At 72.3% G+C, this 26674-nt stretch carries 26 protein-coding genes, 3 tRNA genes and 1 riboswitch; of the genes, 15 read left to right on the plus strand and 14 right to left on the minus strand.

The window, feature by feature from the left end; translation table 11 throughout:
- Positions 1 to 67: 67 nt before the first annotated feature.
- Positions 68 to 259 carry a DUF397 domain-containing protein gene (locus F7P10_RS03415; protein ID WP_151017794.1) on the minus strand — a complete coding sequence of 64 codons (192 nt, stop codon included), beginning with the start codon at positions 257 to 259 and terminating at the stop codon, positions 68 to 70.
- 26 nt (positions 260 to 285) lie between these two features.
- Positions 286 to 1065 carry a helix-turn-helix transcriptional regulator gene (locus F7P10_RS03420; RefSeq protein WP_254716372.1) on the minus strand — a complete coding sequence of 260 codons (780 nt, stop codon included), beginning with the start codon at positions 1063 to 1065 and terminating at the stop codon, positions 286 to 288.
- Positions 1066 to 1340: 275 nt separating this feature from the next.
- Between F7P10_RS03420 and F7P10_RS03425 the strand changes: the two genes are divergently transcribed.
- Together F7P10_RS03425 and F7P10_RS03430 are read left to right on the plus strand one after the other, a co-directional pair.
- A complete protein-coding gene (locus F7P10_RS03425; RefSeq protein WP_151008036.1) occupies positions 1341 to 2066 on the plus strand; it encodes an ATP-binding protein in 726 nt (241 codons plus the stop codon).
- 147 nt (positions 2067 to 2213) lie between these two features.
- The gene (locus F7P10_RS03430) at positions 2214 to 2942 is read left to right on the plus strand and encodes an SAM-dependent methyltransferase (RefSeq protein ID WP_254716721.1); all 729 of its coding nucleotides are present in this window, start codon (positions 2214 to 2216) and stop codon (positions 2940 to 2942) included.
- 42 nt (positions 2943 to 2984) lie between these two features.
- Here F7P10_RS03430 and F7P10_RS03435 read toward each other — a convergent pair whose 3' ends face one another.
- Positions 2985 to 3347 carry a MerR family transcriptional regulator gene (locus F7P10_RS03435; protein WP_151008038.1) on the minus strand — a complete coding sequence of 121 codons (363 nt, stop codon included), beginning with the start codon at positions 3345 to 3347 and terminating at the stop codon, positions 2985 to 2987.
- A gap of 181 nt (positions 3348 to 3528) precedes the next feature.
- The gene (locus F7P10_RS03440) at positions 3529 to 3978 is read right to left on the minus strand and encodes an Hsp20/alpha crystallin family protein (RefSeq protein WP_254716373.1); all 450 of its coding nucleotides are present in this window, start codon (positions 3976 to 3978) and stop codon (positions 3529 to 3531) included.
- A 421-nt stretch (positions 3979 to 4399) separates the two neighbouring features.
- Here F7P10_RS03440 and F7P10_RS03445 point away from each other — a divergent pair, with 421 nt between their 5' ends.
- The gene (locus F7P10_RS03445; RefSeq protein WP_151008039.1) at positions 4400 to 5563 is read left to right on the plus strand and encodes a hypothetical protein; all 1164 of its coding nucleotides are present in this window, start codon (positions 4400 to 4402) and stop codon (positions 5561 to 5563) included.
- Positions 5564 to 5566: 3 nt separating this feature from the next.
- Here the strand turns inward: F7P10_RS03445 and F7P10_RS03450 are convergent, their stop codons facing one another.
- Entirely contained in the window at positions 5567 to 6139 is a 573-nt protein-coding gene (locus F7P10_RS03450; protein WP_151008040.1) for a TetR/AcrR family transcriptional regulator, read from the minus strand.
- A 94-nt stretch (positions 6140 to 6233) separates the two neighbouring features.
- Between F7P10_RS03450 and F7P10_RS03455 the strand changes: the two genes are divergently transcribed.
- Complete coding sequence (locus tag F7P10_RS03455) at positions 6234 to 6635, plus strand: nuclear transport factor 2 family protein (protein ID WP_151008041.1); 402 nt, start codon at positions 6234 to 6236, stop codon at positions 6633 to 6635.
- 214 nt (positions 6636 to 6849) lie between these two features.
- On the plus strand, positions 6850 to 7218 hold the full coding sequence (locus tag F7P10_RS43855; protein WP_254716374.1) for a hypothetical protein: 369 nt from the start codon (positions 6850 to 6852) through the stop codon (positions 7216 to 7218).
- A 79-nt stretch (positions 7219 to 7297) separates the two neighbouring features.
- On the opposite strand, the gene F7P10_RS43105 is transcribed toward F7P10_RS43855, so the two are convergent.
- Positions 7298 to 7837 (minus strand): PepSY domain-containing protein, encoded by a 540-nt coding sequence (locus F7P10_RS43105; protein ID WP_151008042.1) that lies wholly within the window; start codon positions 7835 to 7837, stop codon positions 7298 to 7300.
- Between the two features lie 261 nt (positions 7838 to 8098).
- Between F7P10_RS43105 and F7P10_RS03470 the strand changes: the two genes are divergently transcribed.
- The 3 genes from F7P10_RS03470 to cobN all read left to right on the plus strand — a co-directional run bounded on the left by F7P10_RS03470 (position 8099) and on the right by cobN (position 14004).
- A complete protein-coding gene (locus F7P10_RS03470) occupies positions 8099 to 8800 on the plus strand; it encodes a response regulator transcription factor (protein ID WP_151008043.1) in 702 nt (233 codons plus the stop codon).
- Positions 8801 to 10237, plus strand: coding sequence for a HAMP domain-containing sensor histidine kinase (locus F7P10_RS03475; RefSeq protein WP_218040362.1), 1437 nt, complete (start codon positions 8801 to 8803; stop codon positions 10235 to 10237).
- 54 nt (positions 10238 to 10291) lie between these two features.
- Positions 10292 to 10410, plus strand: a riboswitch (cobalamin riboswitch).
- Between the two features lie 60 nt (positions 10411 to 10470).
- Positions 10471 to 14004 (plus strand): cobaltochelatase subunit CobN, encoded by a 3534-nt coding sequence (cobN, locus tag F7P10_RS03480; RefSeq protein ID WP_151008044.1) that lies wholly within the window; start codon positions 10471 to 10473, stop codon positions 14002 to 14004.
- 19 nt (positions 14005 to 14023) lie between these two features.
- Here the strand turns inward: cobN and F7P10_RS03485 are convergent, their stop codons facing one another.
- The 3 genes from F7P10_RS03485 to F7P10_RS03495 all read right to left on the minus strand — a co-directional run bounded on the left by F7P10_RS03485 (position 14024) and on the right by F7P10_RS03495 (position 16718).
- On the minus strand, positions 14024 to 14647 hold the full coding sequence (locus F7P10_RS03485) for an FMN reductase (protein WP_151008045.1): 624 nt from the start codon (positions 14645 to 14647) through the stop codon (positions 14024 to 14026).
- Positions 14644 to 15729, minus strand: coding sequence for an LLM class flavin-dependent oxidoreductase (locus F7P10_RS03490; RefSeq protein WP_151008046.1), 1086 nt, complete (start codon positions 15727 to 15729; stop codon positions 14644 to 14646). The genes F7P10_RS03485 and F7P10_RS03490 overlap by 4 nt, the downstream gene beginning before the upstream one ends.
- Before the next feature lie 71 nt (positions 15730 to 15800).
- Positions 15801 to 16718, minus strand: a complete 918-nt coding sequence (locus tag F7P10_RS03495) for a MerR family transcriptional regulator (protein ID WP_151008047.1) — start codon at positions 16716 to 16718, stop codon at positions 15801 to 15803.
- A 71-nt stretch (positions 16719 to 16789) separates the two neighbouring features.
- Between F7P10_RS03495 and F7P10_RS03500 the strand changes: the two genes are divergently transcribed.
- Together F7P10_RS03500 and F7P10_RS03505 are read left to right on the plus strand one after the other, a co-directional pair.
- Positions 16790 to 17551: a maleylpyruvate isomerase family mycothiol-dependent enzyme gene (locus F7P10_RS03500; protein WP_218040363.1), complete on the plus strand. Its 762-nt coding sequence runs from the start codon at positions 16790 to 16792 to the stop codon at positions 17549 to 17551.
- A 254-nt stretch (positions 17552 to 17805) separates the two neighbouring features.
- Positions 17806 to 18498: a Tat pathway signal sequence domain protein gene (locus F7P10_RS03505; protein ID WP_151008048.1), complete on the plus strand. Its 693-nt coding sequence runs from the start codon at positions 17806 to 17808 to the stop codon at positions 18496 to 18498.
- On the opposite strand, the gene F7P10_RS03510 is transcribed toward F7P10_RS03505, so the two are convergent.
- Both F7P10_RS03510 and F7P10_RS03515 read right to left on the minus strand, forming a co-directional pair.
- A complete protein-coding gene (locus F7P10_RS03510; protein ID WP_151008049.1) occupies positions 18467 to 20209 on the minus strand; it encodes a HEAT repeat domain-containing protein in 1743 nt (580 codons plus the stop codon). The two genes, F7P10_RS03505 and F7P10_RS03510, sit on opposite strands and share 32 nt — an antisense overlap.
- A 61-nt stretch (positions 20210 to 20270) precedes the next feature.
- Complete coding sequence (locus F7P10_RS03515; protein WP_151008050.1) at positions 20271 to 20852, minus strand: YceI family protein; 582 nt, start codon at positions 20850 to 20852, stop codon at positions 20271 to 20273.
- 105 nt (positions 20853 to 20957) lie between these two features.
- Here F7P10_RS03515 and F7P10_RS03520 point away from each other — a divergent pair, with 105 nt between their 5' ends.
- The 5 genes from F7P10_RS03520 to F7P10_RS03540 all read left to right on the plus strand — a co-directional run bounded on the left by F7P10_RS03520 (position 20958) and on the right by F7P10_RS03540 (position 23126).
- Positions 20958 to 21758 (plus strand): universal stress protein, encoded by an 801-nt coding sequence (locus F7P10_RS03520; protein WP_151008051.1) that lies wholly within the window; start codon positions 20958 to 20960, stop codon positions 21756 to 21758.
- A gap of 100 nt (positions 21759 to 21858) precedes the next feature.
- Positions 21859 to 22827 carry a CHAP domain-containing protein gene (locus tag F7P10_RS03525; RefSeq protein ID WP_151008052.1) on the plus strand — a complete coding sequence of 323 codons (969 nt, stop codon included), beginning with the start codon at positions 21859 to 21861 and terminating at the stop codon, positions 22825 to 22827.
- 38 nt (positions 22828 to 22865) lie between these two features.
- Positions 22866 to 22937: transfer RNA gene (locus tag F7P10_RS03530), tRNA-Gly, on the plus strand.
- A gap of 28 nt (positions 22938 to 22965) precedes the next feature.
- Positions 22966 to 23036, plus strand: a tRNA-Cys gene (locus F7P10_RS03535).
- Between the two features lie 18 nt (positions 23037 to 23054).
- A tRNA-Val gene (locus F7P10_RS03540) sits at positions 23055 to 23126 on the plus strand.
- Between the two features lie 451 nt (positions 23127 to 23577).
- Here F7P10_RS03540 and F7P10_RS03545 read toward each other — a convergent pair.
- The 3 genes from F7P10_RS03545 to F7P10_RS03555 form a co-directional block, all read right to left on the minus strand.
- A complete protein-coding gene (locus F7P10_RS03545) occupies positions 23578 to 24258 on the minus strand; it encodes a DUF3159 domain-containing protein (RefSeq protein WP_151008053.1) in 681 nt (226 codons plus the stop codon).
- A gap of 142 nt (positions 24259 to 24400) precedes the next feature.
- Positions 24401 to 25894 carry a bis-aminopropyl spermidine synthase family protein gene (locus F7P10_RS03550; RefSeq protein ID WP_151008054.1) on the minus strand — a complete coding sequence of 498 codons (1494 nt, stop codon included), beginning with the start codon at positions 25892 to 25894 and terminating at the stop codon, positions 24401 to 24403.
- Between the two features lie 23 nt (positions 25895 to 25917).
- Entirely contained in the window at positions 25918 to 26673 is a 756-nt protein-coding gene (locus F7P10_RS03555; protein WP_151008055.1) for an SDR family NAD(P)-dependent oxidoreductase, read from the minus strand.
- Position 26674: the final 1 nt, after the last annotated feature.

Here is a 26674-nt window from a genome sequence, read left to right on the forward strand (position 1 = left end):
AGCTCCGCCGCCCCCTCGATGACGTGCCGCCGACGACGCCGGACCTCTTCCAGGGCGGCTGACCCGCTCAGAGGTCGTACACGCCCCGCTTGATCTCCGCCAGCAGCGCGCCCCACATCCCACCGTCCAGGGTGAGGTATCCGCCGTCAGGGTTCTTGGAGTCGCGGATCAGGCGCGCAGTCTCCACGGCGGCGGCCTCCACGCAACCGCCTCCTTCGCTGTAGCTACTCTTCCGGAAGCCGGCCTGCATGAGGTCCATGTCGAACACGTCACTCTTCCTTTTGGCTACTGCCGGACAAGTCGTTCAAGCAGCCGTAGCGAGTCCTCCGGGCTCATGGCGGTCGCCCGCAGCTGCTCAAACGCCAGGAAATACGTGTGCACTTCCCTTTCGTCCTCAATGTACAGCGCGCTGGTCATGTTCTCGAGGTACACGACGTCTGGAGTGAACCGCTCAGGGAACCCCATGATGGTGAAGTTGGTGACGACTCCTGGATGACTGCCCGCATCAAGCGGCAGGACTTGGAACATCACGTTCGGCAACTCAACCATCTCGATGATGCGGCGGTATTGAGCGCGCATGATCTCGGGTCCACCGATGGCACGCCGGAGCGCGGTCTCATCCAGGATCGACCAGAGCCGGAGCGGCTCCTGGCGCTCCAGCCAGGCCTTCTGCCGCGTCATACGTGCCGCCACACGTCGCTCCACCTCAGTTTGCGGTGAGAGGCGCATGAGTACCGACTTGATCACTTGCTGGGCATACGCCTCGGTCTGGAGCAGGCCGTGGACGAGCCCCATAGAGTATCCACTGAGCCATTCAGCTTCGGCTTCAAGGCCCAGGTAGGTGGCGTATGCAGTCGGCAGCGTGCCGGTATAAGCATCCCACCATCCACGTTGCCGTGCCGTCCGGGCGAAACTTACGAGCGCCTCCAGGCGGGGGCCGTCCACCTCGTACAGCGCGAGAATCTGCTGGACCTCGGCAGCGGACACGCGGCGGAGACCGTTCTCGATCCGCGACATCTTGGCCTTGTTCCAGCCGAGCCGCCCGGAAGCGTCTTCCAAGGTCATAGGCGTCGAAGTTTCACGAAGGCGTCGCAGCTCACTGGCGAGCCGACGCTCACGGATGGTGGGCGGTCTCGGGGCCATGTAGCCGAGCATGTCCGCTGCGTAGTCGTCATGCAACCTCTTTCGCGAACTCGACCTCCAACGATCATCGAATCATTACTGAAACAGTTGCACTTTCTCATCGATGGCCGCACTATGTCAGCAAGCCTGCACGGACAGTGACCATCCGGTCGCGGTCACGGCAGGACGTTGTTCGCTGACGGAGGTGCATCCCCTTGGTGACCGACCGGCTTCCCGACCTGGCCGCGGGCGGCGTGTGCGCGTGGCGGCTCCCCGCCGACGAGACCGGGCCCGCGGCGGCCCGGACGCTGCTGCACCGGACGATGTCCCGCCTCGGGCTGGGACGGGACGTTATCGAGGACGGCGAGCTCGCCGTCTCGGAGACGGCGACGAACGCGCTGCGGCACGCGCGTCCGTGCACGGACCGTCCGCACGCGCCGCCGGAGCTGTGGGTGTGGGCTCGGACGCTTCCCGCACCGCAGCTCGTCGTCTCGGTGTTCGACCACGCGCGGGACGTCCGCCCCCGCGCGTCCGGCGCCGGGCTGCTGGACGATCACGGGAAGGGACTCGGCCTGCTCTCCGAGTTCACGGCCGGATGGGGCTCGGCCCCGTCCCGGTCGCGGACGGCGGAACGTCCCGTGCCCGGCAAGACGGTCTGGTTCGCCCTGCCGCTGCCGGGCGACTGGCCGGGGTGCCGACTCACCGTGTCACCGGGGACGGCCGCCCAGTGCCTCCTGCTCGCGATGGCCCGGCGCGGGTTCGGCGGGCGGCGCAGCGGCGGCACGGGCGGGATCTCCGTAGTCGAGCTTCCGGGGCTCAACGTCTGGGTCCTGGAGCGCCATTTCACCTGGCGGCCCGAGCCCGAACGGTTCGTCCGCCGTCCGCTGGTGGACCTCCAGGAGACCGTCGAGAACCTCGTCGGGCACTTCGAGGGGATGGCCTGATGCGGCGAAAGCGCCCCACGAAGACGATCTTGGTTGTTGGATGGGGCCTGACAATCCGAGCACCGCGAGTGAGGACGCCACCGTGACGGACGAGGCAGCCGCGATCGACTCCGAGGTCCCGCAGACCGCGCGATCTGGAACTACTGGCTGGGCGGCAAGGACAACTTCGAGGTCGACCGGCAGGTCGGCGAGGACATCCTCGAGGTCATCCCGAACATGGCGTTGATGGCCCGCGCGACGCGGCAGTTCCTGCAGCGCGCCGTCCATCACCTGGCAGCCGATCTGGGCGTCCGGCAGTTCCTCGACATCGGGACGGGCCTTCCCACGGCCGACAACACGCACCAGGTCGCGCAGCGGGCCGTTCCGGACGCGCGGGTGGTGTACGTCGACAACGATCCGCTGGTCCTGGCGCACGCGCGGGCCCTGCTGACGGGCACGCCGGAGGGGGCGACCGCGTACCTGCACGCCGACCTGCGCGAGCCCGAGGAGATCATCGCCGGCGCGGCCGAGACACTGGACTTCGACGAGCCCGTCGCACTCCTGCTGATGGGCATCCTCGGGCACATGACCGACTACGAGGAGGGGCGGTCGATCGTCCGGCGGCTGACGGACGCGTTGCCGAGCGGCAGCTACCTCGCCCTGTACGACGCCACGAACGTCGTGGACCCGGCGACCGCCGAAGCCATCCAGATCTGGAACCGCTCGGCCGAGCCGCCCTACATCCTGCGGACGCCGGATCAGCTCGCGGGCTTCTTCGAGGGCATGGAGATGGTGCCGCCCGGCCTCGTCTCCTGCCCACTGTGGCATCCGGAGCCCACCGACATCGGCACCCCCGAGGAGATCGACGAGTTCTGCGGCGTCGCCCGCAAACCCTGAGTGGTGTCGCTCTCGGCGCGGTCGCCGACGGTTTCGTCGGTGTCATCGTGAGGACTCGTCGCCGCCCTCGCCGGCCCGCTCGTCCGATGCCGAACCGCGCGTGTGGGCGGCCAGGCGGGCGGCGAGCTCGTCGCGTTCGCGGGTGATCTCGGCGAGCTGGTGCTGCAACTCGATGATGTGGCGGATGGCGGGCAGGGTCATGCCCTGGTCCATCATGGTGACGACCTGCTGGATACGGCCGATCTCCGAACGGCTGTAGCGGCGTTGCCCTCCGGCCGAGCGCTGCGGGGACACCACCTGCTGGGTGTCGATACGGCGCAGGAACGCCTGCTGCACCTCCAGCATGTCGGCGACCTGCCCCACCGTGAACAGGGCCGCGTGCTCGTCGTCCATGGGAAGAGACACCGGCTGTGATCCTTTCTGCAGATCCGCAGCACCGAACCCATGTGAGTCCGCCGCCGCGGGCGGTCGCGCCGCCCCGGTGCCGCTCCGCGCACTGGCGCGGGCGCGCCGCCGCAACTGCCCTGGTACGGCACCGGCGGCGGGTTCGTGGCGCCGGGCCGCCGGTGCCGTACCAGGTGCGGGTTCAGTTCCGGATCGCCTTCTGGTCGTCGCCGACCTGGACGGCGACCTTGCGGGGCTTGGCCTGCTCCAGGACCGGGATGCGAACGGCCAGGACCCCGTTGTTGTAGGCGGCCTCGATCGCGCCGCCGTCCAGGTGCTCCGACAGGTAGACCCGCCGGGTGAAGGCGCCCATCGTGCGTTCGCGGACGAACACGCGCTCGTTCTCGCCGAACTCCTCCTCGCGACGCGCGGTGACCGTCAGGACGCCGCGGTCCACGGTGACCTCGATGGAGCCGGGATCGATGCCGGGCAGATCGAAGCGCAGGACGACGTCGTCGGCGCGACGGACGCCGTCCATGGCCATGGTCGCGCCGTCGCCGCGGCCGGCGGCCTGCCGGACGGCCCGGTCGAACTGACGCTCGAACTCCTGCACGAACGGGTCGATCGACGTCAGCAGCATCGTGTGCCTCACCTCCGAAGATCCCCGGGCTGCGCGCCCAGGATGTTTGCATGACCTGCAGGTCGAGGAAACCTGCAACTCCAACTATAGATATCTGATGCTCTGGGTTGTCAAGAGTTCGGTGGTCGCACCTCGCGCGGTTTCGCCGCCACCGTCGCAGCCCCCGCCTTCAGGGGCGCGCTGGCCACCGCAGCTGAGAAACGCGACCCGACGCTGGCCATCGCCGACGGTGCCTGTGCAGAGCGCAAACTTCTCGCATGTCGTCACCGACCCTCAACGCAGGAACCTTCAACAGGAGTTGCCAATTACCTACGTCCTCGGAAACGGCCGGTGGCAACAGCGGCTCCACCAGCGCCCCCGCACCATCGGTCACCTCCGAGGGGCAACGAGACATCCGAGCGGATGTCACCGGTGGGTTCTACGATCACCCGGCATGGCAGCCAAGAAGAAGCGGGCCGCGCCACCGCGGCCGATCGCGGCGGGGGACGTCGTGGCCGCGTTCTCCTCCGAACTCGGCGAGTGGACGGCGGCCCAGATCGTCCGGCTCGACGCCGGATCGGAGAACGCGGCGGTGCTCGACCTGGACTGGTCCGGGCCCGAGCCGATGACGGTCGGCGAACTCGGCGACGTGTCGCCGCTGCGGCTGACGCACCATTCGTGGAACGGGAGGCTGTCGTACTGCAACTTCGAGTGGGTCCTCCCCCGCAGCTACAAGGTCGTCGGGCGGTTGCCGCTGCTGCACGACAAGGCGTCGAACTCCTACGGCGGCGGCTGGCGGCTCGGCGACCAGCTCGCCCGGCAGCGGCGGTGGGACGCGGGGATGCGGGAGGACCCGCCGACCCCGTGGAAGCTGGCGTGCACCGGCGCCGAGGTGGACGGGACGGTCGAGGTCCGTCCGGACGTCACCCACCTGGACGTCCGGGATGTCGGGACGCTCGACTGCGGGCGCGTGGTGCGGCTCTTCCCGAACCTGGCGGCCCTCGACCTGCGCGGCGATCTCGGTTTGCTCGAGGCAGCGGGACGGTTGAACGAGTTGGCGTCGCTGAAGCGGCTCCGCATCGTCGATCTGTTCGGCATGACCAGGAAGGATTGCCTGACGCCACAGAGCACGCCCGCCCTGGAGTCGCTGTACCTGTACGGCGTCCCGGCCGAGTACGCGAACGCGATGCGCTCGACTTGGCGTCCGGAGATCCCCAACGGGACGCACGTCGAGATCCGCGGCGCCCGCAAACCGGAGTGGGTCGCCGAGAACCGGGACAATCCGCTGCGCGACTGGGACGGCCAGGACAACATCAGCAGGACGAACTTCAAGAAGTCGGTCGCGCAGTACAAGGCAACGCGGCGCGCGGTCATGGGGGTGTTCTCGGACGGTGCGGCGGACGATCGTCCGGCGCGGCTGGCCGGGATCGGGCGCGAGTTCGGCGAGGCGTTCAACGTCCTCGATCACCGCTCGGGCTTCATCGAGACCGTCGAGCGTGAGGACCTGTTCGACGCCCTGGCCCGCATCGGGAAGGACGCCGAAGCCGCGTTCGACCTCGAACCGGGGTGGGTGTTCGAAAGTCTCGCCTCGGGCGTGGAGTCCGTCCGGGACTGGTGACGATCAGGATCGTCCGCCGCGGGAGGGCCCGGCGAAGCCGTGGCGCAGGACTCCCACGAGCCGTCGCGCGCGGTCGGTGCCATTGCCCGCGACGGCGGCGGCGCTCGTCAGCGCGAGGACGTCGTCCACCGAGAGATCGCCTTCGATGGCACCGGCTTCCTGGGCTCGGGCGAGGAGGCGCAGGGCGGTCGATCGCATGGAGTCGTGCCAGCGGCCGAACAGTTCGGTGCGGCGCTCGTCGTCGTTCTCGGTTCCGGCGAGCGCCAGAGCCCGTTTCGACGCGACGTGCACGACGAAGGCGTCCAGCCAGGTGAACAGCGCGCCCGCCGGGTCCGGGTCGTCGAGCAGGGCGGCGCCCGCGTCGTGGAGCGCCGCCACCTCGTCGGCGTACACGGCCACGATCAGGTCGCCGCGGGTGGGGAAATGCCGGTACAGGGTCGCGTTGCCCAGGCCGGCCCGCCGCGCCACGTCGTCCAGCGGCACGTCCGGCCCGTGCTCGTCGAACAGTTCCTTGGCCGCCGCGACGAGCAGCCGCGAGTTCTTCGCGGCGTCCGCTCTGCGCGCTCGCTGTGGCATGGCGCCTCCCCCGTTGCGTAACGGGGATATCCCCGTTTAGGGTCCTCAGCATAACCGGGGAGCTCCCCACTTGATGCCGAGGAGGCGGATCGTCATGGCACTCTCCTGCGAAGACCGCATGGCCATCTCCGAGCTGCTGGCCCTGTACGGGCACCTGTGCGACAGCGGAGAGCTGGACCGCCTGCACGAGGTGTTCACCATCGACGTCACCTACGACGTCACCGCCCTCGGCGGCGGTGTGCTGGAGGGGACGGCGGCGTGCGCCGAGGCGGGGCGCGCGCTGGGCGACGCGAACCCGGTGGGGCACCACGTGACGAACATCGTGCTGACCGAGGACGGCGCGGGCCGGGTGCGCGCGCTGTCCAAGGGGATCGGCGTCAACGCGGACGGGACGGCCGGGAGCGTGACGTACGACGACACGGTCGTGCGCGTGCGCGGACACTGGCGGATCGGCCACCGGAAGGTGTCGCTGCGACGCACGCCCCTCGTCGCCTGAGGGGCACGGCCGGGAGGAGCGGGTGACCTGAAGATCAACGGCCGGATGCTCACCGGGACGTGCTGAAAATTAGGGACTGCGGCGCCCATTTGTGTGCATATGTCCAAAATGGGCCACTCTGAAGAAAGGCTCAGGATTCTTCAGCCTGGCCTCAGGTAAGTCCGCCATGGTGAATGCATAGGAGGAACGCTGCAACGAGTCCAGGGAGAAGTCGATGGATTTTCACCCGAGCACCCATCACATGGAGAGCCCCGTCGCGGAAGACGCGACCGGCCTGCCGCACCCTGAAGTCACTCGTTTTCACAGGCGGTCCAGAATAGGTACGAAGTCGCGCACGCGGCGGCCGGTCAGGACCGTGCGCGATATTCAGACGGTCACCGAGAAATGGCGCTTTCACTGCCTGTGCTGCCTGCACGCGTGGGAGGACCTGTACGAGGTACGGCACTGCGGCCACGCGACCGCCTGGCAGTTGGGCGGGCTGCCCGCCCAGCCGCCGTGGGCCGATCCGATCTGCCCGGAGTGTCACAGCCTGCGGGTGAAGGCGATCACGGCCGGCTTGATGGCCCACCCCGGTCCCACCTGAACTCCGGCCCCGAAGGCGAGCCGAGGGCGCCGATCGGCACGGGCGACGGCACCGCGAACGAACGGACCGGACGGACGGATCAGTCGTCGGACTCACCGGCGATGTTCGAGATGAGCCAGCCGGAGGCGGCGTCCACCTTCAGCTTGTGCTCGGTGCCGTCGTCGGCGGTGATGTCGATCTCCCAGGCGTGTGCCGTGCGGTGATACTCGAAGTCCACCGAGGTCATGGTGCCGGGTACTTCCTCCAGCGCCACCCGCGCGGCCCGGATCGCGGGGACCGCCGAGCGCAGCGCCGCGGCTTGGACCGCCGGGGCGGATTCCCCGTTGCCGGGCTTGCCGTCGGTGCAGTCGTCGCCGTCCACACTCGCCTCGGCCCGGTCGATCTGGTCGGCCAGCACGTGGCCGTCGCGGGTGTCGAGATACAGTTCCCGCCGGGCGCCGTCGGCGGCCAGCACGTCGGCCTCCCACACCAGGCGCCCGCCGTCGTAGTCCACCTCCAGGCCCTCGATGTGGCCGCCGGGGACCGCCTTCAGGGCGGCATCGGCCGCCCGCAGAGCGGTGACGCGGACGGCGAACCGCGGATCCCCGCCGTCACGGTCGGCGGCCACCGAAGTGGCCACGGCTCCGATCAGCACACCCACCACGACCGCGGCCGCGAGTGACAGCCCCTGCCTCGACAGCGCTTTTCCGGCGGCAAATTTCACCAGTCCTCCAGACTTGTCCGCATTTCCCCCAAATACAGCGAAGGAGGAAAAGCATCTCGCACACGTGGCGGCAGCGGGTCGAGCCGTATCCGAGGAATACCCGCCGACAAGCCGCCTTTGACCGCAACTGACGAAACGTTGACGCCACCTTTAGATACCTCTGGCAGGCTTGGGGATATGCGCCTACTGATCATCGAGGACGAGAAGCGGCTGGCCCGGCCGCTGGCGCAGGGGCTGGCCGCCGAGGGCTTCGCGGTCGACACGGCGCATGACGGCGTCACGGGCCTGAACCGGGCGCTGGAAAACGACTACGACCTGATTCTGCTCGACATCATGCTGCCCGGCATGAACGGCTACCGTGTCTGCTCCGCCCTGCGTGCGGCGGGAACCGACACCCCCATCCTGATGCTCACCGCCAAGGACGGTGAGTACGATCACGCCGAAGGGCTCGACACCGGCGCCGACGACTACCTCACCAAGCCGTTCTCCTACGTGGTGCTGCTCGCCCACATCCGCGCCCTGCTGCGGCGCCGCACCCGCGGCCCCGCGCCCCTCATCGAGCTCGGCGATCTGACCATCGACCCCGCCGCCAGGCGCGTGCTGCGCGGCGACGTGCAGGTGGAGCTGACCGCCAAGGAGTTCGCGCTGCTCGAGCACCTGGCGACCCATGCCGGCCTGGTGGTGTCGAAGGCGCAGATCCTCGAGCACGTCTGGGACGGCGCCTTCGAGGGCGACCCCAACATCGTCGAGGTCTACGTGAGTTCGCTGCGCCGCAAGCTGGACGCCCCCTTCGGCCGCAGATCGATCACCACGGTGCGCGGCGCCGGGTACCGGCTGGCCGCCAACGGGGGTGCCGCCCGATCCGGCGGGAGCGGTTAGATGCCGCGTCCCCTGGGTTCGGTGCGCGCCCGCACCACGGTCGGCGCGACCGCCGTGGTCGCCGCGGCGCTGGCCGCCGCGGGGCTGATCGTGGTGTCCCTGCTGAAGGCCAACCTCGCCGGACACGCCGATCTGCGGGCCGAGATGACCGCCCGTGAGGCCGCCGCCAAGCTCGCCTCCGGTACTCCCTGGAACCGGCTGAACCTGGACGACGCCGAAGAGCGCCCCGTCCAGATCGTGGACGCGTACGGCCACGTGCGGGCGGTGAGCGAAGACCTGGACGCCGTCAGCGGCGCGGGCGGTCCGCCGACGGCGCACGGGCCGAGTCCCGCGACCGTCCTGGCCGCGGAGAACGATGGCGACGACCTGGACGAGGAGGATCCTCGCCCGGGCCGCGTGTCCGAGGAGGTCCGGCATGCCACGGGCCGTGCCACCGTGGACGGCCGCACCGCCGATTACCGGTTCGCGGTGCTGGAGGCGACCACCCCCGCCGGCGAGACCGTCACCATTTCCGCGGGCGCCTCCCTCGCCACCTCGCGCGACGCGGTCGCCACGGTGGGCCGCGCGATGCTCGTCGGCCTGCCCCTCCTGCTGGCCGTGGCGGCGGGCGTGACCTGGCTGGTCACCCGGCGCGCGCTGCGCCCGGTGGCGGCCATCCGCGGCGAACTGGTGGAGATCACGGCGTCGGGCGATCTGACCCGCCGTGTCCCGGTGCCCGGGTCCCGGGACGAGGTGGCCGAACTGGCGGGCACGACGAACCAGACTCTGGCCGCGCTGGAACGCGCCGTGACGAGACAGCGCGGATTCGTCGCCGACGCCGCGCACGAGCTGCGCACCCCGATCGCCTCGCTGCGCACGCAGCTGGAGGTGGCCGCGGTGCACCCCCGGCTGCTGGACGTGACCGAACTGACCTACGACGTCGTCCGGCTCCAGGACTTGGCCGCCGACCTGCTGCTGCTCGCCCGTCTCGACGCCGGGGAGCCTCCCGCCTCACCGGAACCGGTGGACTTGGCGGACCTGGTGCGCGACGAGCTGCGGCGCCGCCCCACCGGCACGCGCGCTCTCGCCTTCGAAGCCGACGTCGCGGACGCGCCCAGCGTTCCCGGCAGCCGCGTACGGCTGGCCCGCGTGCTGGCCAACCTGCTCGACAACGCCGAACGGCACGCGGCCACCAGGATTCGCGTGGCGCTCGGCGCCCGGGACGGCGCGACGGTGCTGCGCGTGGCCGACGACGGCGCCGGGGTGCCGCCGGACGACCGTGAACGGATCTTCGAGCGGTTCGTCCGGCTGGACGAGGCCCGCAGCCGCGATGACGGGGGCGCCGGCCTCGGCCTGGCCATCACCCACGATCTGGTCCGGGCGCACGGCGGGGAGATCACCGTCCGAGACGCGCCCGAGGGCGGCGCGCAGTTCGAGGTCCGGCTCCCCACCGCCTGAGGCCGTGATGTCCGTGTTCAGGGCATCGCGTTAGGGTGTGGGCGGCGACAAGCGGAGGAAGCCGGTGCGAATCCGGCGCTGTCCCGCAACTGTCACCGGGGAGCGGACCTCAGCACGGCCACTGCGCGAGCGGGAAGGCGGGGGCGAGCACCGATCCGGGAGCCAGGAGACTCCGAGTCGCCGCCGTTTCCCAGCGATTCGGGGCGAGGACCCCGGGTGAGGACTCGATCCGCGTGATCCTGCTGCTGTCCACTTCGGACACCGACCTGCTCAGCGCGCGCGCCAGTGGCGCCGACTTCCGTCTGGCGAACCCTGCGCGGGTCTCGGTCGAGGACCTTCCCGGCCTCGTCGAGGGCACCGACCTGGTGGTGGTGCGGTTGCTGGGCGGCCGCCGGGCCTGGGAGGAGGGGCTGGACGCCCTGCTCGCGGGCCCCCGTCCCGTGGTGGTGATCAGCGGGGAGCAGGTCCCGGACGCCGAGCTGATGGGACTGTCGACCGTCCCGGCGGGCGTCGCGGCGGAGGCGCACGCGTACCTCGCGCACGGCGGCCCGGAGAACCTGGACGAGTTGTTCCGGTTCCTGTCGGACACCGTGCTGCTGACCGGGTTCGGGTTCGCGCCGCCCGTGGAGACGCCCACGTGGGGCGTCCTGGAGCGGGACGCGGCGGACGGCGACGGGCCGGTGGTCGGGGTCCTGTACTACCGCGCGCACCACCTGGCCGGGAACACCGCGTTCGTGGACGACCTGTGCCGGGCGATCGAGGCGAAGGGCGGCCGGGCGCTCCCGGTGTTCTGCGCTTCGCTGCGGACGGCGGAGACCGGGCTGCTGGAGACCCTCGGACGGGTCGACGCGCTGGTCGTGACGGTCCTGGCGGCGGGCGGGACGAAGCCGGCGCTCGCGGGCGCGGGCGGCGACGACGAGGCGTGGGACGTCGGCGCGCTCGCGGAACTGGACGTCCCGATCCTGCAGGGCCTGTGCCTGACGAGCGAGCGGGCGGCGTGGGAGGAGAACGACGACGGGCTGTCGCCGCTGGACACCGCGACGCAGGTGGCGGTGCCGGAGTTCGACGGGCGGCTGATCACGGTCCCGTTCTCGTTCAAGGAGACCGACGAGGACGGCCTGAGCGTGTACGTGGCGGACGCGGAACGGGCCGCGCGGGTCGCGGGGATCGCGGTGCGGCACGGGGCGCTGCGACACGTCGCGCCGCAGGACAAGCGGGTCGCGCTGATGCTGTCGGCGTACCCGACGAAGCACGCGCGCATCGGCAACGCGGTCGGGCTCGACACCCCGGCGAGCGTCGTCCGGCTGCTGGCGGCGATGCGCGAGGCGGGCTACGACGTCGGGGACGCGCTGCCGGGCGAGGGCGACGCGCTCATGCACGCGCTGATCGAGGCCGGTGGGCAGGACGCCGACTGGCTGACCGAGGAGCAGCTCGAGCGCAACCCGGTGCGGGTCCCGCGCGCCGAGTACGAGGCCTGGTACCGGACGCTGCCGGAGGGGCTGCGCGAGGGGATCGAGCGGCACTGGGGGCCGCCGCCGGGCGAGCTGTTCGTGGCCGGCGACGACATCGTCCTCGCGGCGCTGACCTCGGGGAACGTGGTGGTGATGGTGCAGCCGCCGCGCGGGTTCGGGGAGAACCCGGTCGCGATCTACCACGATCCGGACCTGCCGCCGAGCCACCACTACCTGGCCGCGTACCGGTGGCTGGCGGACGAGTTCGGCGCCCACGCCGTGGTGCACGTCGGCAAGCACGGGAACCTGGAGTGGCTGCCGGGCAAGGCCGCGGGGATGTCCGCCGAGTGCGGACCGGACGCGGCGCTGGGCGATCTGCCGCTGATCTACCCGTTCCTGGTGAACGATCCCGGTGAGGGGACGCAGGCGAAGCGGCGGGCGCACGCGACGCTCGTCGACCATCTGATCCCGCCGATGGCGCGGGCGGAGAGCTACGGCGACATCGCGCGGCTGGAGCAGCTCCTCGACGAGCACGCGAACGTCGCGGCGATGGACCCGGCGAAGCTGCCCGCGATCCGGGCGCAGATCTGGACGCTGATCCGGGCGGCCAGGCTCGACCACGACCTCGGGCTGGACGACCGCCCGCACGACGCGGAGTTCGACGACTTCCTCCTGCACGTGGACGGGTGGTTGTGCGAGGTCAAGGACGTGCAGATCCGGGACGGGCTGCACGTGCTGGGGGCCGCGCCCGAGGGCGGGTCCCGGATCGACCTGGTGCTGGCGATGCTGCGGGCCCGGCAGCTGTGGGGCGGTTCGCAGGCGCTCCCCGGGCTGCGCGAGGCGCTCGGCCTGGACGAGAACTCGACGGAGCGCACGCAGGTCGACGCCTTCGAGGAGCGGGCGCGCGCGCTGGTCGCGACGATGGAGGAGCGCGGCTGGGACCCGGCGGCGGCCGGGGAGATCGCCGAGGGGAAGGCCGCGGAGATCCTCAGGTTCGCGGCCGAGGAGATCGTGCCCCGGCTGGAGCGGACGCCGGACGAGATCGGCATGGTCCTGCATGCGCTGGACGGCGGGTACGTCCCGGCGGGTCCGAGCGGGTCGCCGCTGCGCGGCCTGATCAACGTGCTGCCGACGGGCCGCAACTTCTACTCGGTCGATCCGAAGGCCGTCCCGTCCCGGCTGGCCTACGACACCGGCCGCGCGATGGCGGACTCGCTGCTCGCGCGATACCGGGACGAGACGGGCGAATGGCCGCGCTCGGTCGGGCTGTCGGTGTGGGGCACGAGCGCCATGCGGACGTCGGGCGACGACATCGCCGAGGTCCTCGCGCTGCTCGGCGTCCGTCCGGTGTGGGACGAGGCGTCGCGGCGGGTCACCGGGCTGGAGGCCGTGCCGCCGGCCGAGCTGGGGCGCCCGCGCATCGACGTGACCGTCCGGATCAGCGGCTTCTTCCGGGACGCGTTCCCGCACGCGGTCGCGATGCTGGACGACGCGGTGCTGCTGGTGGCCGCGCTGGACGAGCCCGACGACGACAACTTCGTGCGCGCGCACGTCCGGGCGGACACCGCGGCGCACGGCGACGAGCGCCGCGCGACGATGCGGGTGTTCGGGTCGCGGCCGGGCGCCTACGGCGCGGGGATCCTGCCGCTGATCGACAGCCGGAACTGGCGCGACGACTCCGACCTCGCCGAGGTGTACGCGGTGTGGGGCGGCTACGCGTACGGGCGCGGCATGGACGGCGTCCCGGCGCGCGGCGACATGGAGAGCGCGTACCGGCGGATCAGCGTGGCGGCGAAGAACACCGACACGCGCGAGCACGACATCGCCGACTCCGACGACTACTTCCAGTACCACGGCGGCATGATCGCCACGGTGCGCGCACTGACGGGGAAGGCGCCGAAGGCCTACATCGGCGACAGCACCCGCCCGGACGCCGTCCGGACGCGGACGCTCGACGAGGAGACGTCCCGCGTGTTCCGGGCGCGGGTGGTGAACCCGCGCTGGCTGGCCGCGATGCGCAGGCACGGCTACAAGGGCGCGTTCGAGCTGGCGGCGACCGTCGACTACCTGTTCGGGTACGACGCCACGGCGGGCGTCGTGGCCGACTGGATGTACGAGAAGCTCGCGCAGACGTACGCGCTCGACCAGGAGAACCGCGAGTTCTTCGAGAAGTCCAACCCGTGGGCCCTGCACGGCATCACCGAACGCCTTCTGGAGGCGGCGGACCGGGGCATGTGGGAGCACCCGGAGCAGAGCACCCTGGACGCCCTCAAGCGCCTTTACCTCGAGGTGGAGGGCGACCTGGAGGACGGCTGACCGGTGTCCCGGGGCCCGGCTACCCGGCGCGGTCGACGGACCCGAGGAGGTCCTCGAACGGGACGGGGTTCTCGTAGGGGTCCTCCGCGGCGGGGGCGGGGCGCCCGGCGACCAGGGCGGCCAGTTCGGCGCCCGCGCGGCGGATCCGGTCGCCCAGGCCGCGGTCGCCGCTCCCCCAGTCGGCGGACGCCGCGTAGACGGCCGTCGGGACGACGTTCGCCCGCAGGTACGCCAGCAGCGGGCGGACGGCGAAGTCGAGGGCGAGCGAGTGCCGTTCGGTGCCGCCGGTCGCGCCGATCAGCGCGGGCGTCCCGTCCAGGGCGTCGCGGTCGAGGACGTCGAAGAACGTCTTGAACAGGCCGCCGTAGGAGGCGTTGAACACGGGGGTGACGGCGACGAGGCCGTCCGCTCCCGCCACGGTCTCGACGGCGGCCCGGAACTCGCCGCTCGGGAAGCCGGTGAGGGTCGCGTCGACCATGGCGTGGGCGTGGTCGCGCAGCTCGACCGGTTCGAGGACGACGTCGGCCTCGTGCTCGGCGCGCAGCCCGTCCGCGGCGGCCCCGGCGAGGCGGTCGGCCAGCAGCCGGGTGGACGACGGGCGGCCGAGCCCGGCCGACACGACGGCGAGGGTGCGCGTGGTCATCGGCTCTCCTCCTTGTTCGCGGCGCGGGCGGCGTGCGTCGGGGCGGTGGCCGGGACGTGCGCCGGGCGCAGCGACTCGAACTCCTTGCGCAGCACCGGGACGACCTCCTCGCCGAGGATGTCGAGTTGCTCCAGGACGGTCTTCAGCGGCAGGCCCGCGTGGTCCATGAGGAACAGCTGCCGCTGGTAGTCGCCGAAGTGGTCGCGGAACGTCAGCGTCCGGTCGATGACCTGCTGCGGGCTGCCGACCGTGAGCGGCGTCTCGGCCGTGAAGTCCTCCAGCGACGGGCCGTGCCCGTACACGGGGGCGTTGTCGAAGTACGGGCGGAACTCGCGGACGGCGTCCTGGGAGTTCTTCCGCATGAACACCTGCCCGCCGAGCCCGACGATGGCCTGGTCGGCCGAACCGTGCCCGTAGTGCTCGTAGCGCCGCCGGTACAGCCCGATGAGCTGCTGGAAATGCGTCGTGGGCCAGAAGATGTGGTTCGCGAAGAAGCCGTCGCCGTAGTAGGCGGCCTGCTCGGCGATCTCCGGGCTGCGGATCGAGCCGTGCCAGACGAACGGCGGGACGCCGTCCAGCGGGCGGGGCGTCGAGGTGAACGACTGCAGCGGCGTGCGGAAGCTGCCCTCCCAGTCGACGACGTCCTCGCGCCAGAGCCGGTGCAGGAGGTGGTAGTTCTCGATGGCGAGGGGGATGCCGTTGCGGATGTCCTGGCCGAACCACGGGTAGACCGGGCCGGTGTTGCCGCGCCCCATCATGAGGTCGACCCGGCCGTCCGCGAGGTGCTGCAGCATCGCGAAGTCCTCGGCGATCTTCACCGGGTCGCTGGTGGTGATCAGCGTGGTCGCGGTGGACAGCACCAGCCGCTCGGTGCGGGCCGCGATGTAGCCGAGCATCGTCGTCGGCGAGGACGGGACGAACGGCGGGTTGTGGTGCTCGCCGCTCGCAAACACGTCCAGCCCGACCTCCTCGGCCTTCAGCGCGATCGCGACCATGGCCTTGATCCGCTCGGCCTCCGTGGGCGTCCGGCCGGTGGTCGGGTCCATGGTGACGTCGCCGACCGAGAAGATCCCGAACTGCATGTCGGCCTCCAGTTAGTAGAACGTTCAACCATCCTAACCGGAACCGGCGCGCACCTATTCCGGTGCGCCGGTCAGGCCGGCGCGGCGACGCCGCGGTCGAGGGCGTCGATCAGCCACAGGACCACCGCGCCCGGGACGGCCGGTGCCGCGGCCACCTCGCCGTGCAGCGCCCAGTACCTGCGCATCCGGGGATCCTGCTCCGCCGCGACGGCGGGCAGCAGCTCCCGGCGGAACTCCGGCGAGTCCCGCTCGTCCCGGCCGGCGGCGTGCGCCGCCACGAAATGGTCGAGGGCCGGTCCGGGCTCCGGCTCGCGGCCCGCGAGCACGAGCGGCATCGCCATCTCGACCGCCTCGCGCATCCCGTCCAGCAGCGTCGGCTCGTCCACGACCCGCTCCGCGTTGCGCCGTCCCCGCTCCCGCAGCATCCGGAACAGCTCGCGGTCGCCCGCCAGCGCGACCATTCCCGCGTACGCGACGACCTGCCCCGGCGTCGGGTCGGGCGGCGGCGCGGGCACGGTCAGCTCCAGGTGCATCCGCACCAGTTCGTCGGGCACCGGCGCCAGGATCCGGCCGCGCCAAAAGTCCAGGAGCGCCTCGTGCGCGCGCGGGCCGTCCTGCACGGCGGCCAGCAGGTCGAGCCGCGCCGCCCGCCCGGCCGGGTCGGCGTCCTCCACGGCGCGCAGGGACGCGCGCCGCCACGCGAGCGCCGACAGTTCGGCGTCCAGCGCGGTCCGCTCGGCGGCGACCGCCTCGTCCAGCGACCGGTCGCCCGCCAGCACGGCGGTGATCGCGGGCAGCCCCAGCCCCAGCACGCGCAGCCGCCGCACGAGCCGCAGCCGCTCGGCGGCCGCCGGGTCGAACCGGCGGTGCCCGCCCGCACTGCGCACCGGCGCGAGGATGCCCTCGTCGCAGTAGAACCTGATCGTGCGGACCGGCACCCCGGTGAGCGCCGAAAGGTCCCCGATCGCGATCGACGTGACGTCCGTCACAACTCCTTGAACCTCCACCCGAGTGGAGTTCCTACCGTACGCGGGAACCCACCGAGGGAGAGGAGCGGGACATGGACGTCCTGGACATCACGCGCATCGCCGAGGGGCTCCGCGAGCACACCGCCGGGCTCGCGGACGCCGCCTCCGGGCCGGCGCCGGACACGACCGTGCCGACCTGCCCGGAGTGGACGCTGCGCGACCTCGTCGGGCACGTCGGGCAGGCGCACCGCTGGGCGGCGGACATGTTCCGGACCGGCGGGACCACCGTAGCGGTGGAACTCCCCCGCGACGCCCCGGCCGACCAGGCGGAATGGGCCGCGTGGCTGCGCGCGGGCGCCGCCGAGGCGGTCGCCGCGCAGGCCGCGAACGCGGGCCCCGTCGCGCACCCGGTGATGGGCGAGGCGCCGTCCGCGATGTGGCTGCGCCGGATGCTGAACGACACGTCCGTCCACCACGCCGACGCGGCGATCACCGCGGGGGTCCCGTTCGCGATCGCGGCCGATCTGGCCGCCGACGAGATCACCGAGACGTTCGCCCACCTCACCGCGCCCGCCGCCGCGCAGTTCAAGCCCGAGCTGGCCGAGCTGCGCGGAGCGGGCGAGACGCTGTGCCTGCGGGCGGACGAACCGTCCGTCCCCGGCTGGCTGATCACCCGCGGACCCGACGCCGCGATCGTCGAGTACGGGGCCCGGGACGCGGACATGACCATCGCGGGTCCCGTCCGGGACCTGATGCTGGTGTTCGCGCGCCGCCTCGCCCCGGAGGACGCCGCCGTCAAGGTGACCGGCGACCGCGCCCTGCTCGACCACTGGCTGGCGCACACCGCCGTGTGATGGTCGGGCGGAGCGGAGCGCCAGCGGAGTGGAGGCCGACGGTCAAACGGCTGCCCTTGCCGGGGGGTGTGGGGGGTCGCCCCCCCACAAAGACCCGTTTGACCGGCGGCCGGAGCGGAGCGCCGGCGGAGTGGAGGCCGACGGTCAAACGGCCGCCCTTGCCGGGGGCGTGTGGGGGGTCGCCCCCCACCAACCCGTTTGACCGGCGGGCGGGGCCGTCTTCCCGGTCGCGCCGGGTCGGCCACAATGGGGCGATGGCGGACGGGTGGCGGCTGGTGTGGGACGCGGTGCCGGGACGGGACGGGCTGGAGGCGTTCGCGAGCGTCGAGGACGACCGGGCGGGCTCGCATCCGGGCGTCCCGCACATCAGGGCGCTCGGGACCATGTACCGGTTCGACATCCACTACCCGGGCGACGTCGACCGGTCCCCCGACCGGCAGCGGCAGGAGGTCAAGGGGATGCGGGCGGGCGCCCGGAAACCGGTCGTGGGCCGCGGCGAGACGTGGTGGTTCACCTGGTCGTGGTACCTGACGGGCGCGCTGCGGGCGACGACGAGCTTCACGCACGTCCACCAGTTCTTCGCGGGCGGCAAGGGCGGCGCGCCGGTGCTGGTGACGTCGCTGCGCAGGCGCGGCGGGCGCGACCTGCTGGAGCTGAACGCGATCCACGCCGGGGTCGTCGTCGGGGAGACCGACCTGCGGCCGCTGCGGAGCCGGTGGATCGATGTCGAACTGGAGGCCCGGTTCGCCGCGGACGGGGGCGTCCGCTGGCGGGTGTCGTCGGAGGACGGCGTCGCGGTGGACATCGCGCGGGACGGGCTCGACCTGTGGAACGGCAAGGGCGACATCGCCCCCAAATGGGGGATCTACCGCTCGCTGAAGGACGCGGCGCGGCTCTCCGACGCGCACCTGCTGATCAAGGACCTGCGGGCGTACCGTCCCGGCTGATCGCGTCGAGGATCTTGCCCAGGGTGTGCCGGATCACCCGGTCGTCCTCGGCGGCCAGGGCCGCGGCGAGCACCGGACGGCATTCGGCGGTGCACGTTCGTTCCAGGGCGAAGCTCGTGGTCGAACGGAGTTCGCGGTCGGGGGCGGCCAGGGTCCGGTGCAGGGCCTCGTGCACCGGACCGCCGGGGCCCGGACCGCCGTGGCGGACGGCGCGCAGCGTCGATCTCAGGGCCCGGTGCCGGACGGGGCCGCACGGGTCGGTGAGCAGCGGCGCCCACTCGTCCTCGGGCGGCGGAGCGCCCGCCTCCAGGAGCGCGTGCAGCGCCGCCGCGCGCACCTGCGGGTCCGGGTCGGCGAGCAGGGCCCGCACCCCGGCGGCCCGGTCGCGGACGGGCCCGTCCCGTCCGAGCCGGTACAGCGTCTCGTGCCGGATGACGGGGTCGGGGTCGGCCAGCAGGACGGGCGCGGCCTGGAGTGCGCTCGGGTCGCCGGAGCGGAGCAGCCGGCCCGCGGCCGCGCGCCGCACGGGGGCGGACGGGTCGGTGAGGGCGGCGTGCAGCATCGGCCCGGCCCACGGCACGTGCTCGCGGGCGGCGCCGATCGCCGTGACGGCGGCGGCCCGCACGTCCGGGTGGGGGTCGCGCAGCAGCGGGCGGGCGGCCCGCACGAGCACGTCCCGGCCGTCCGGCAGCCTGTGGAGAAGAACCGGGACCTCGCCGAGCGCCGCGCGACGCGCGCGGCGATCGGGGCCGGTGAGCAGGGCGCGCAGGACGGCGACGTCGCGCAGGGCCGAGGCGGCCGCGGCCCGGACGTCCGGATCTGCGTCGGCGAGCAGCCCGCGGATCGATGCTTCGGCGTCCGCCCGGTCGACCTCCGCCGAGGCGGCCACCTGCCGGATCGCGATCCGCCGGACGCGCGGGTCGCGGCCGCGCAGCAGCGGCAGCGCGTAGCGGCCGACGTCGCGCCGCACCCGGCCCAGCGCCCAGGCGGCCGCGCCGCGGACGCGCGCGGACGGCGCGTCCAGGGCCGCGCCCGCCAGGCCCTCGCAGAAGTTCGGCGGTGCCTGCTCGGTCACCCGGTTGCCCATGGTCGCGGCCATCCGGTGCGCCGCCCAGACGGCCTCGTCGGGGTCCGCGGCACGGAGGTCGTGGAGCCGGGCACCGGGGCGGTCGAAGTCCGAACCGTACCGGTGGACCCGGGAGCGAGGATCGTCCAGCCACTCCTCGTACCAGGCGAGGAAGTCGGGGGCCGGGTGGTGGATCGGCGGGAACCAGTCGCCGCTCGCGTCGACCATGACGACGCGGCCCCGGCCCGGTCCCGACAGGACGAGCCGCGACTCCGGCTCCGCCGTCTCGTGGTACTCCCACTCGATGTCGTGCTGGCGCGCGAGGGGGACGGTGCCGCAGTACATGTCCCAGTACGCCCATTCGGTCGTCTCCCAGGACCACATGCCCGGAAGATCGTCCGGTCCGTAACGGAACGTGCCCGCGAGCTGGGGATCGCGCAGGTCCGGATCGAGCGCGAGCAGGCCCCGGTACGGACCGGCGCCGCCGTTCCCGACCGTGGTGACGAACCGGCGGTAGGCGTCCGGGAGGCGGATCCCGTTGCGCTCCTCGAAGGCCGCCACCCGGTTCTCGGGAAGCGGCGGGCCGAGCTCCGCGCCCAGCTCGGCGAGCTTCGCCGCCGGCCGCGCCGTCCGTTCGTCGATCATCACCGGTTGGGACGGGCCCGCGTTCCCGGCGGTTCCGCGCGGCCGGACGGCGCCCGCGCGGTCAGGCGGGCGAGTCGGCGGTGGCGAGGACGGCCTGGATCTCCAGCGCGATCGAGATGGTGTCGCCGAGCATGACCTTGTCACCCTGGAGCGGGACGTTGAACTCGATGCCGAAGTCGCTGCGGCTGATGGAGGTCGTGGCGGTGAAGCCCGCGCGGATGCCGCCCCACGGGTCGGGGCTGACGCCGTGGAACTCGGTCAGCAGCCGGACCGGGCGGGTGACGTCCTTGATCGTCAGCTCGCCGTCGACGTGGTAGCGCGGGTTGCGGGCGCGGCGGCCGATCGCGGCCCGTTGGACGCCGTGCCCCACGAACGTCATGACCGGGTGGTGATCGACGTCCAGGAAGTCGGCCGAACGGACGTGCGCGTCCCGCTCCTCGCTGCGGGTGTCGATGGAGGCCATCCGGATCTCGGCGTGCGCGCGCGAGTCGAGCGGGTCGTCGCCGATCTCCACCTCCCCGCCGAACTCGGTGAACGAGCCGCGCACCGTGGTCATCAGGTGCCGCACCGTGAACGTGATCTCCGAGTGCACCGGGTCGACGGTCCAGCTCCCGGCTTCGAGGTCGGACACCTCGGCCCCCATGAATCCCCCCAAATAGTGACAACCCCGAAAAACTACCTCACATCACCACAAGATCGCCTAACGTGGAGGGGGTCTGACCTGCCGTTAGGAGGGAAGGCTCCGCTCGTGATCGGAGAACACGTCCTCGCCGGATACGTCCACGACACCGGCGGCAGGGAGGCGCTCGACCTCGGCCGCGCCATCGTCGCGGTGACCGGCGGCCGGCTGAGCGTCGCCCACGTCCACGCCCCCGACCGGCCCGGCGCCGCGAGCGAGGCGCAAGCCGTGCTGGAGCAGATCGCCGGGCTGCTGGAGGAGGAACCCGCGGAGCTGCACGCGCAGGAAGGCCGCAGCGTGGCGCGCGGCCTGACCGCGCTGGCCGGGCGGATCGGCGCGGACGTCATCGTCGTCGGCTCCCCCGAAGGCGGCGCGCACGGGCGCATCGGCGTCGGCGCGGCCGCCGACCACCTGCTGCACTCGGCCACGGAGGCCGTGATGCTCGCCCCGTCCGGGTACACCCCGCGCGACGGCCTGGACCGGATCACCGTCATGTACGTGCGGCGCCCGCAGTGCGACGAGGCGGTGGTGCGCGCGGCCGTGGCCGCCGAGCGGCTCGGCGTCCCGCTCCGGCTCGTCACGCTCAGTCTCGGCGACGACCCCGAACGGCTCCGCGACGACCAGGCGCTGGCGATCAGGCTGGCCCTCGAGTCGGCCGAGGTCCCGGCCGAGGACGTCACCGCCGAGCTCGCCGAGGGGCCCGACGTCGCGGCGGCCGTGGCCGACGTCGTCTGGGCCGACGGCGAGCTGCTCATCTGCGCGTCCAGCGAGGACGCCGCCGCCCACCGCGTCTTCCTGGGCGAGGTGGCGCTCAAGGTCCTGCGGGCGGCGCCGTGTCCGGTGACCGTCCTCCCGAGGGGCTACTTCTGAGTAGTCGGAAATGACGGCTTCCCCGGTTCGGCTTGCCGCCTGGTCTTTACCTCGACTACATTCCGTCGAGATCATTACGTGACCTTGATCGGGGAGTGCGATGGACCCCATCGGCGAGAAGCTGCTCGAGGTGGCCGAGCAGGAGCTGGGCTACACCGAGAAGGGCGACGGCTACACCAAGTTCGGCGACTGGTGGACCGAGAACATCGACGACGACCACAACCCGTACTTCACGACGGCCCCATGGTGCGACATGTTCCTGGCCTGGGCCGCCGACAAGGCGGGCGTCACCGAGCAGGCCGGCCAGTTCGCCGCCACCCCCGACCACGCCAAGTGGTTCGAGGAGCACGACGCCTGGGGCGACGAGCCCGAACCCGGCGCGATCGTCTTCTACGACTGGAACGGTTCGGACGACATCGACCAGATCGACCACGTCGGCATCGTCGAGAAGGTCGACGGCAAGACCCTCCACACGATCGAGGGCAACGCCGACGGGTACAAGCTGATGCGCAAGACCCGCGACATGGACCAGGTCGTGGGCTTCGGCTACCCCGGCAAGGTCCAGGTCGCGCAGAAGTACACCCCCAAGCACGCCGCCCCCGCCCCCAAGGTCGACCAGCTCGCCAACCCCCGCGCCGCCACCGGCTCCCACGAGAAGGACCGCTCGCCCGCCCAGCAGCAGCTCCCCGTTCAGGAGGTCGCGCTCGGCAGCGTCCTCGCCCTGATCCTGTGCGGGACCGCCGCCCTGGCCGTCGGCCGTGCCGCCGCCGCCCGGACCCCGACCACCTCGCCCATCCGCGTCCGCAAGCGCGGCAGGCACCACAAGCCCGCCACCCCCGCCGCCCTCCCGGCCGGCGTCACCCCCGCCGACCTGGACGCCGCCGAGGCCGGCACCACGATCATGCCCGCGCTCTCCCTCGCCGCCGCCCACGAGGCCGAGGACCGCGAGTTCTGGGGCCGCATCGCCCACCTCGAGGAGGACACCGAGCTGGCGTTCTGGAACTCCCTGCACGCCGACACCACCGACTCCTCGCCCGACGAGTACGCAACCGGTCTGAAGTTCCGCTAGAGTTGTCCATGTCGCCAGGGGGAATCCCCTGGACGCACGCGGACGTGGCTCAGGGGTAGAGCATCACCTTGCCAAGGTGAGGGTCGCGGGTTCGAATCCCGTCGTCCGCTCTGAATGAGGCCCAGGCGGCCTCGCTCTGGTGGAGTGGCCGAGAGGCGAGGCAACGGCCTGCAAAGCCGTGTACACGGGTTCAAATCCCGTCTCCACCTCGCGACGCGTTTACGCAAGGGCGATTAGCTCAGTGGGAGAGCGCTACCTTGACACGGTAGAGGTCACTGGTTCAATCCCAGTATCGCCCACTCGAGGCGGCGACGCCTGCTCGCTGCAGGCAGCTTCGCCACGGCCCGAGGTGTCTATCTGGGGGGCGACCCCCAGACCCCCGAGGTGGGGGCTCCGCCCCCACGCCCCCGCCAATCGTGCGGTGCGGGCCACGGGGATCTCATCACGACCGGTTCAGCTTGACGGCATAGCGCGATCGGCAAGTCCAGCCCACGGCGGCGGGCCTCGGGCGTGGCCGCCACCGGCCTCACTCCCGGCGGATGACACTGGCGGGGCCGGTCATCATCCGCCCGCGTCGCCCACGTGGGCAGGACTTCACGTGGCGGTCCAGCCTGACGCGCATGTGCGACCGGCGGGTTCGATCGAGTGGGCCCGCGCCGATGGCGGGGCGGCTCTCGTAATGGGCGTGGTGCCTGTAGCGGACGCCGCCCCCGGGTGGGGCGGCGTCCGTTGCAGGGATCGGGCGGGTGGTCAGGTCCGGGGCTTGAGCAGGCGTTTGGTGGAGCGGCGGAACGCCCAGACGACCACCACCGCGACCAGTCCGGTCAGCGGGAAGCCCAGGACGGTGTCGGCGACCGCCAGCCCGCCGGTGGAGTCGGCGAGGTAGAGCCACTCCTGCACCGCGAACCGGACGAGGCCCATGGCGGCCACCGCGAGCGTGGCGATGTCGTGTGCGCGCCGGACGGACCGGTCCGCACGCCAGGCGTGCGCGCCGCCGTGCACCGCGTTCCAGACGACTCCCGTCAGCGGGCGGCGCACGAGGAGCGAGGCGAGCGTGACCAGGCCCAGCGCCAGCGAGACCCAGATCCCGATCAGGAAGAAGTCGTTGGCCGATCCGGTCAGTGCGGAGACGCCGCCGGCGGCCGCGACGCCGATCAGCCCGCCCGACGCGGAGCTGAGCGGCTGTCCGCGCCGGAGCTGCACTCCGGCGACCACCAGAGCCACGGCGATCGCGATGCCGATGCCGACCGGGAGCGAGACGAAGGCGACGGCGGTCGCGAACACCACGGTCGGGATGGCCGAGGCCACGATCCCCCACGGTCCGCCGACCGCGTCCAGCATCGCCCGCTTCACGTCGACGGGCCGCTCGGGGGTCTCGTCCGCCGGGGTATCCAACACGTCATCGGCCACGTTCAGGGTGGTCAGAGCCATGTCGTTCCTCTCCTTCTCCGGGCGTCGGCCTGGGGGGAAGCTCATGACTCCGATTCCACCGGACGGCGCGTTCGCCCGGCAGTGCGAGCACGTCACCACTCCGGTGTGACGTGGTGTCACGGCCGGAGCGGGCGGCGGAACCTCAGGTGATCGACTTCAGGCGGTGCGCCGGGAGTTCGAGGACGGTGGCGTCCTGCGTCCACGGGGCGATGCGGGCGACCTCGCCGCGGGCCTCGCGCTTGGTGAGCCCCTGCCTGGTGAGGGCGTCGCGCCACGCGTTGGCGGCCTTGCCGTGCGCGCGGTCCAGCAGCGTGCGGGCGAGCGTGCCGGACGGGGCGCGGCGAACGGCGTCGACGTGCGTCCCGCGCGCGGTCAGCTCGTACACCGGCGCGAGGATCTCGGCGGGTTCGGCGATGTCGGCGGTGGTGAACACGCGGACGCGTTCGGCGCGGGTGGCGAGCAGGACGCGGACGAGCGCGGGTTCGAGTCCGGGCGGCAGCGCGATCGCGGCGCGGCGGACGGTCGCGGCGTAGGGTTTGCCGAGCCAGGTCGCCAGCCGGACCCGCGGGACGTTCGGCAGGACGTCCTTGGGCCACGGGCCCACGAGGACGTCGGGGTCGAGGTCGGCGACCGGACCGGGGTCCGGTGCGGCCGTCGCCTCGATCGACTGCGGGCCGTGCGTGTAGATCGCGGCGGCGAACCGGTCGGCGCGGGCGACGGCGGCGGGCAGGGTCTTCGTGGTGGGTCGCAGCACGTACAGGTCGGCGGCGGAACCGATGGCCTCGGCACCGAAATAGCGGTTGAAGTCGGGATAGATGGCCTCGGAGAGCAGGTTCAGTTCGCTGAGCGCGTTCTGCACCTTCAGGGCGAGCGCCGGGGTGAGGTCACCGGCGCCGTAGGCGAGCAGGACGCGGCCGGTCGCGGGATCGCGGAGGCCCTCGACGGCGCGGGCGACGAACAGGCCGACGCCGTCCGGGGTGTAGGGCGGGTCGGTGATCGCGAGGTCGTGGTCGCGGGCCGACGGCGGCAGCCCGAGGCGCAGGTCGGCCCAGCGGGTGCGGACGTCGAGGCCGAGCTTCGCGGCCTCCGCGTCGATGTAGGCGAGGATCCGGTCGTCGATGTCGACGACGGTCGTCCGGACGTGCGGGTGGATCAGGCCGACGGCGAGCGACGTCAGGTCGTGGTCGCCGACGCACAGCAGGTGCGAGCCCGGCAGCCAGAAGCGGGCGCCGAGGAACAGCGCCCGGCGCACGACGGTCTCGGGGGTCGCGGACACGTGGTCGAGCGCCCGCCGGCCGCGGGGCGCGCGGGCGATGAGGTCGGCGAGCCGCTCGACCGCGGCGGCGTGCGCGGGCAGCAGGTGCCCGACGGGGTCGGCCGGGACGGACGGGTGCGCCGCGAGCAGCGCGGACAGTCCGGCCGTCGGCGGGAGGCGGTAGCGGTCGCCGGACCGCTCGACCGGGACGGTCCGCAGCAGCGCCTCGATCGAGCGGCGCGGTGCGGCCGTCCCGCGGACCAGCTCCGCGCGGGTGCGCCATCCGTCGGTGAGGAGGGCGAGCGCCGCGTGGACGCGCACCGGGTCCATGCCGTCCACGGCCGGGGGCGCCGCGCTGTCGTCCGTACCGGGCTCGTCCATCGGGGCAGTTTATTGCCCGCCGGTCAGTAGCCGGGTCCGCTGAGCAGGCCGCCGTCCACGAGGATCTCCGTGCCGGTGCAGTAAGCCGACTCGTCGGACGCCAGGTAGACGGCTGCGCCCGCGACGTCGTCCGGTTCGCCCCAGCGCGGGATCGGCAGCGCCTTGAAGAACGCGTCGGCGTCGATGTCGACGCCTTCGGCGACGCCGGGGTCGAGGGCCAGCTCGGTGGCGATGCCGCCGGGGTGGACGGAGTTGACGCGGATGCCGAAGCGGCCGAGTTCCTGCGCGGCGGCCTTGGTGACGCCCCGGACGCCGAACTTGCTCGCCGCGTACGCCGACAGCCCGGCGGCGGCCGCGTAGCCCTCGATGGACGAGGTGTTGACGATGGAGCCGCCGCCGGACGCCTTCATCGGTTCGACGACCGCCTTCACGCCGAGCCACGGGCCGATCAGGTTGACGTCGAGGACCTGCCGCAGCTGCTGCTCGGTCATGTCGGCCAGGAGCCGGTAGCGGAGGATGCCGGCGTTGTTGACCAGCACGCTCAGGCCGCCGAAGCGGTCCACGGTCGTCTGGACGGCGTTCGTCCAGGCGTCGTGGTCCGTGACGTCCAGGGGGACGTACACCGCGCCGGTCTCCGCGGCGAGCGCCTCGCCGCGGTCGTGCAGGAGGTCGCCGAACACGACCTTCGCGCCCTCGGCGACGAACCGGCGCACGTGCGCCGCGCCGATGCCGCGGGCTCCGCCGGTGATCAGCGCGATCTTGCCGTCGAGTCTCGCCATG

The sequence above is a fragment of the Actinomadura sp. WMMB 499 genome, assembly GCF_008824145.1.
Taxonomy (GTDB): domain Bacteria; phylum Actinomycetota; class Actinomycetes; order Streptosporangiales; family Streptosporangiaceae; genus Spirillospora.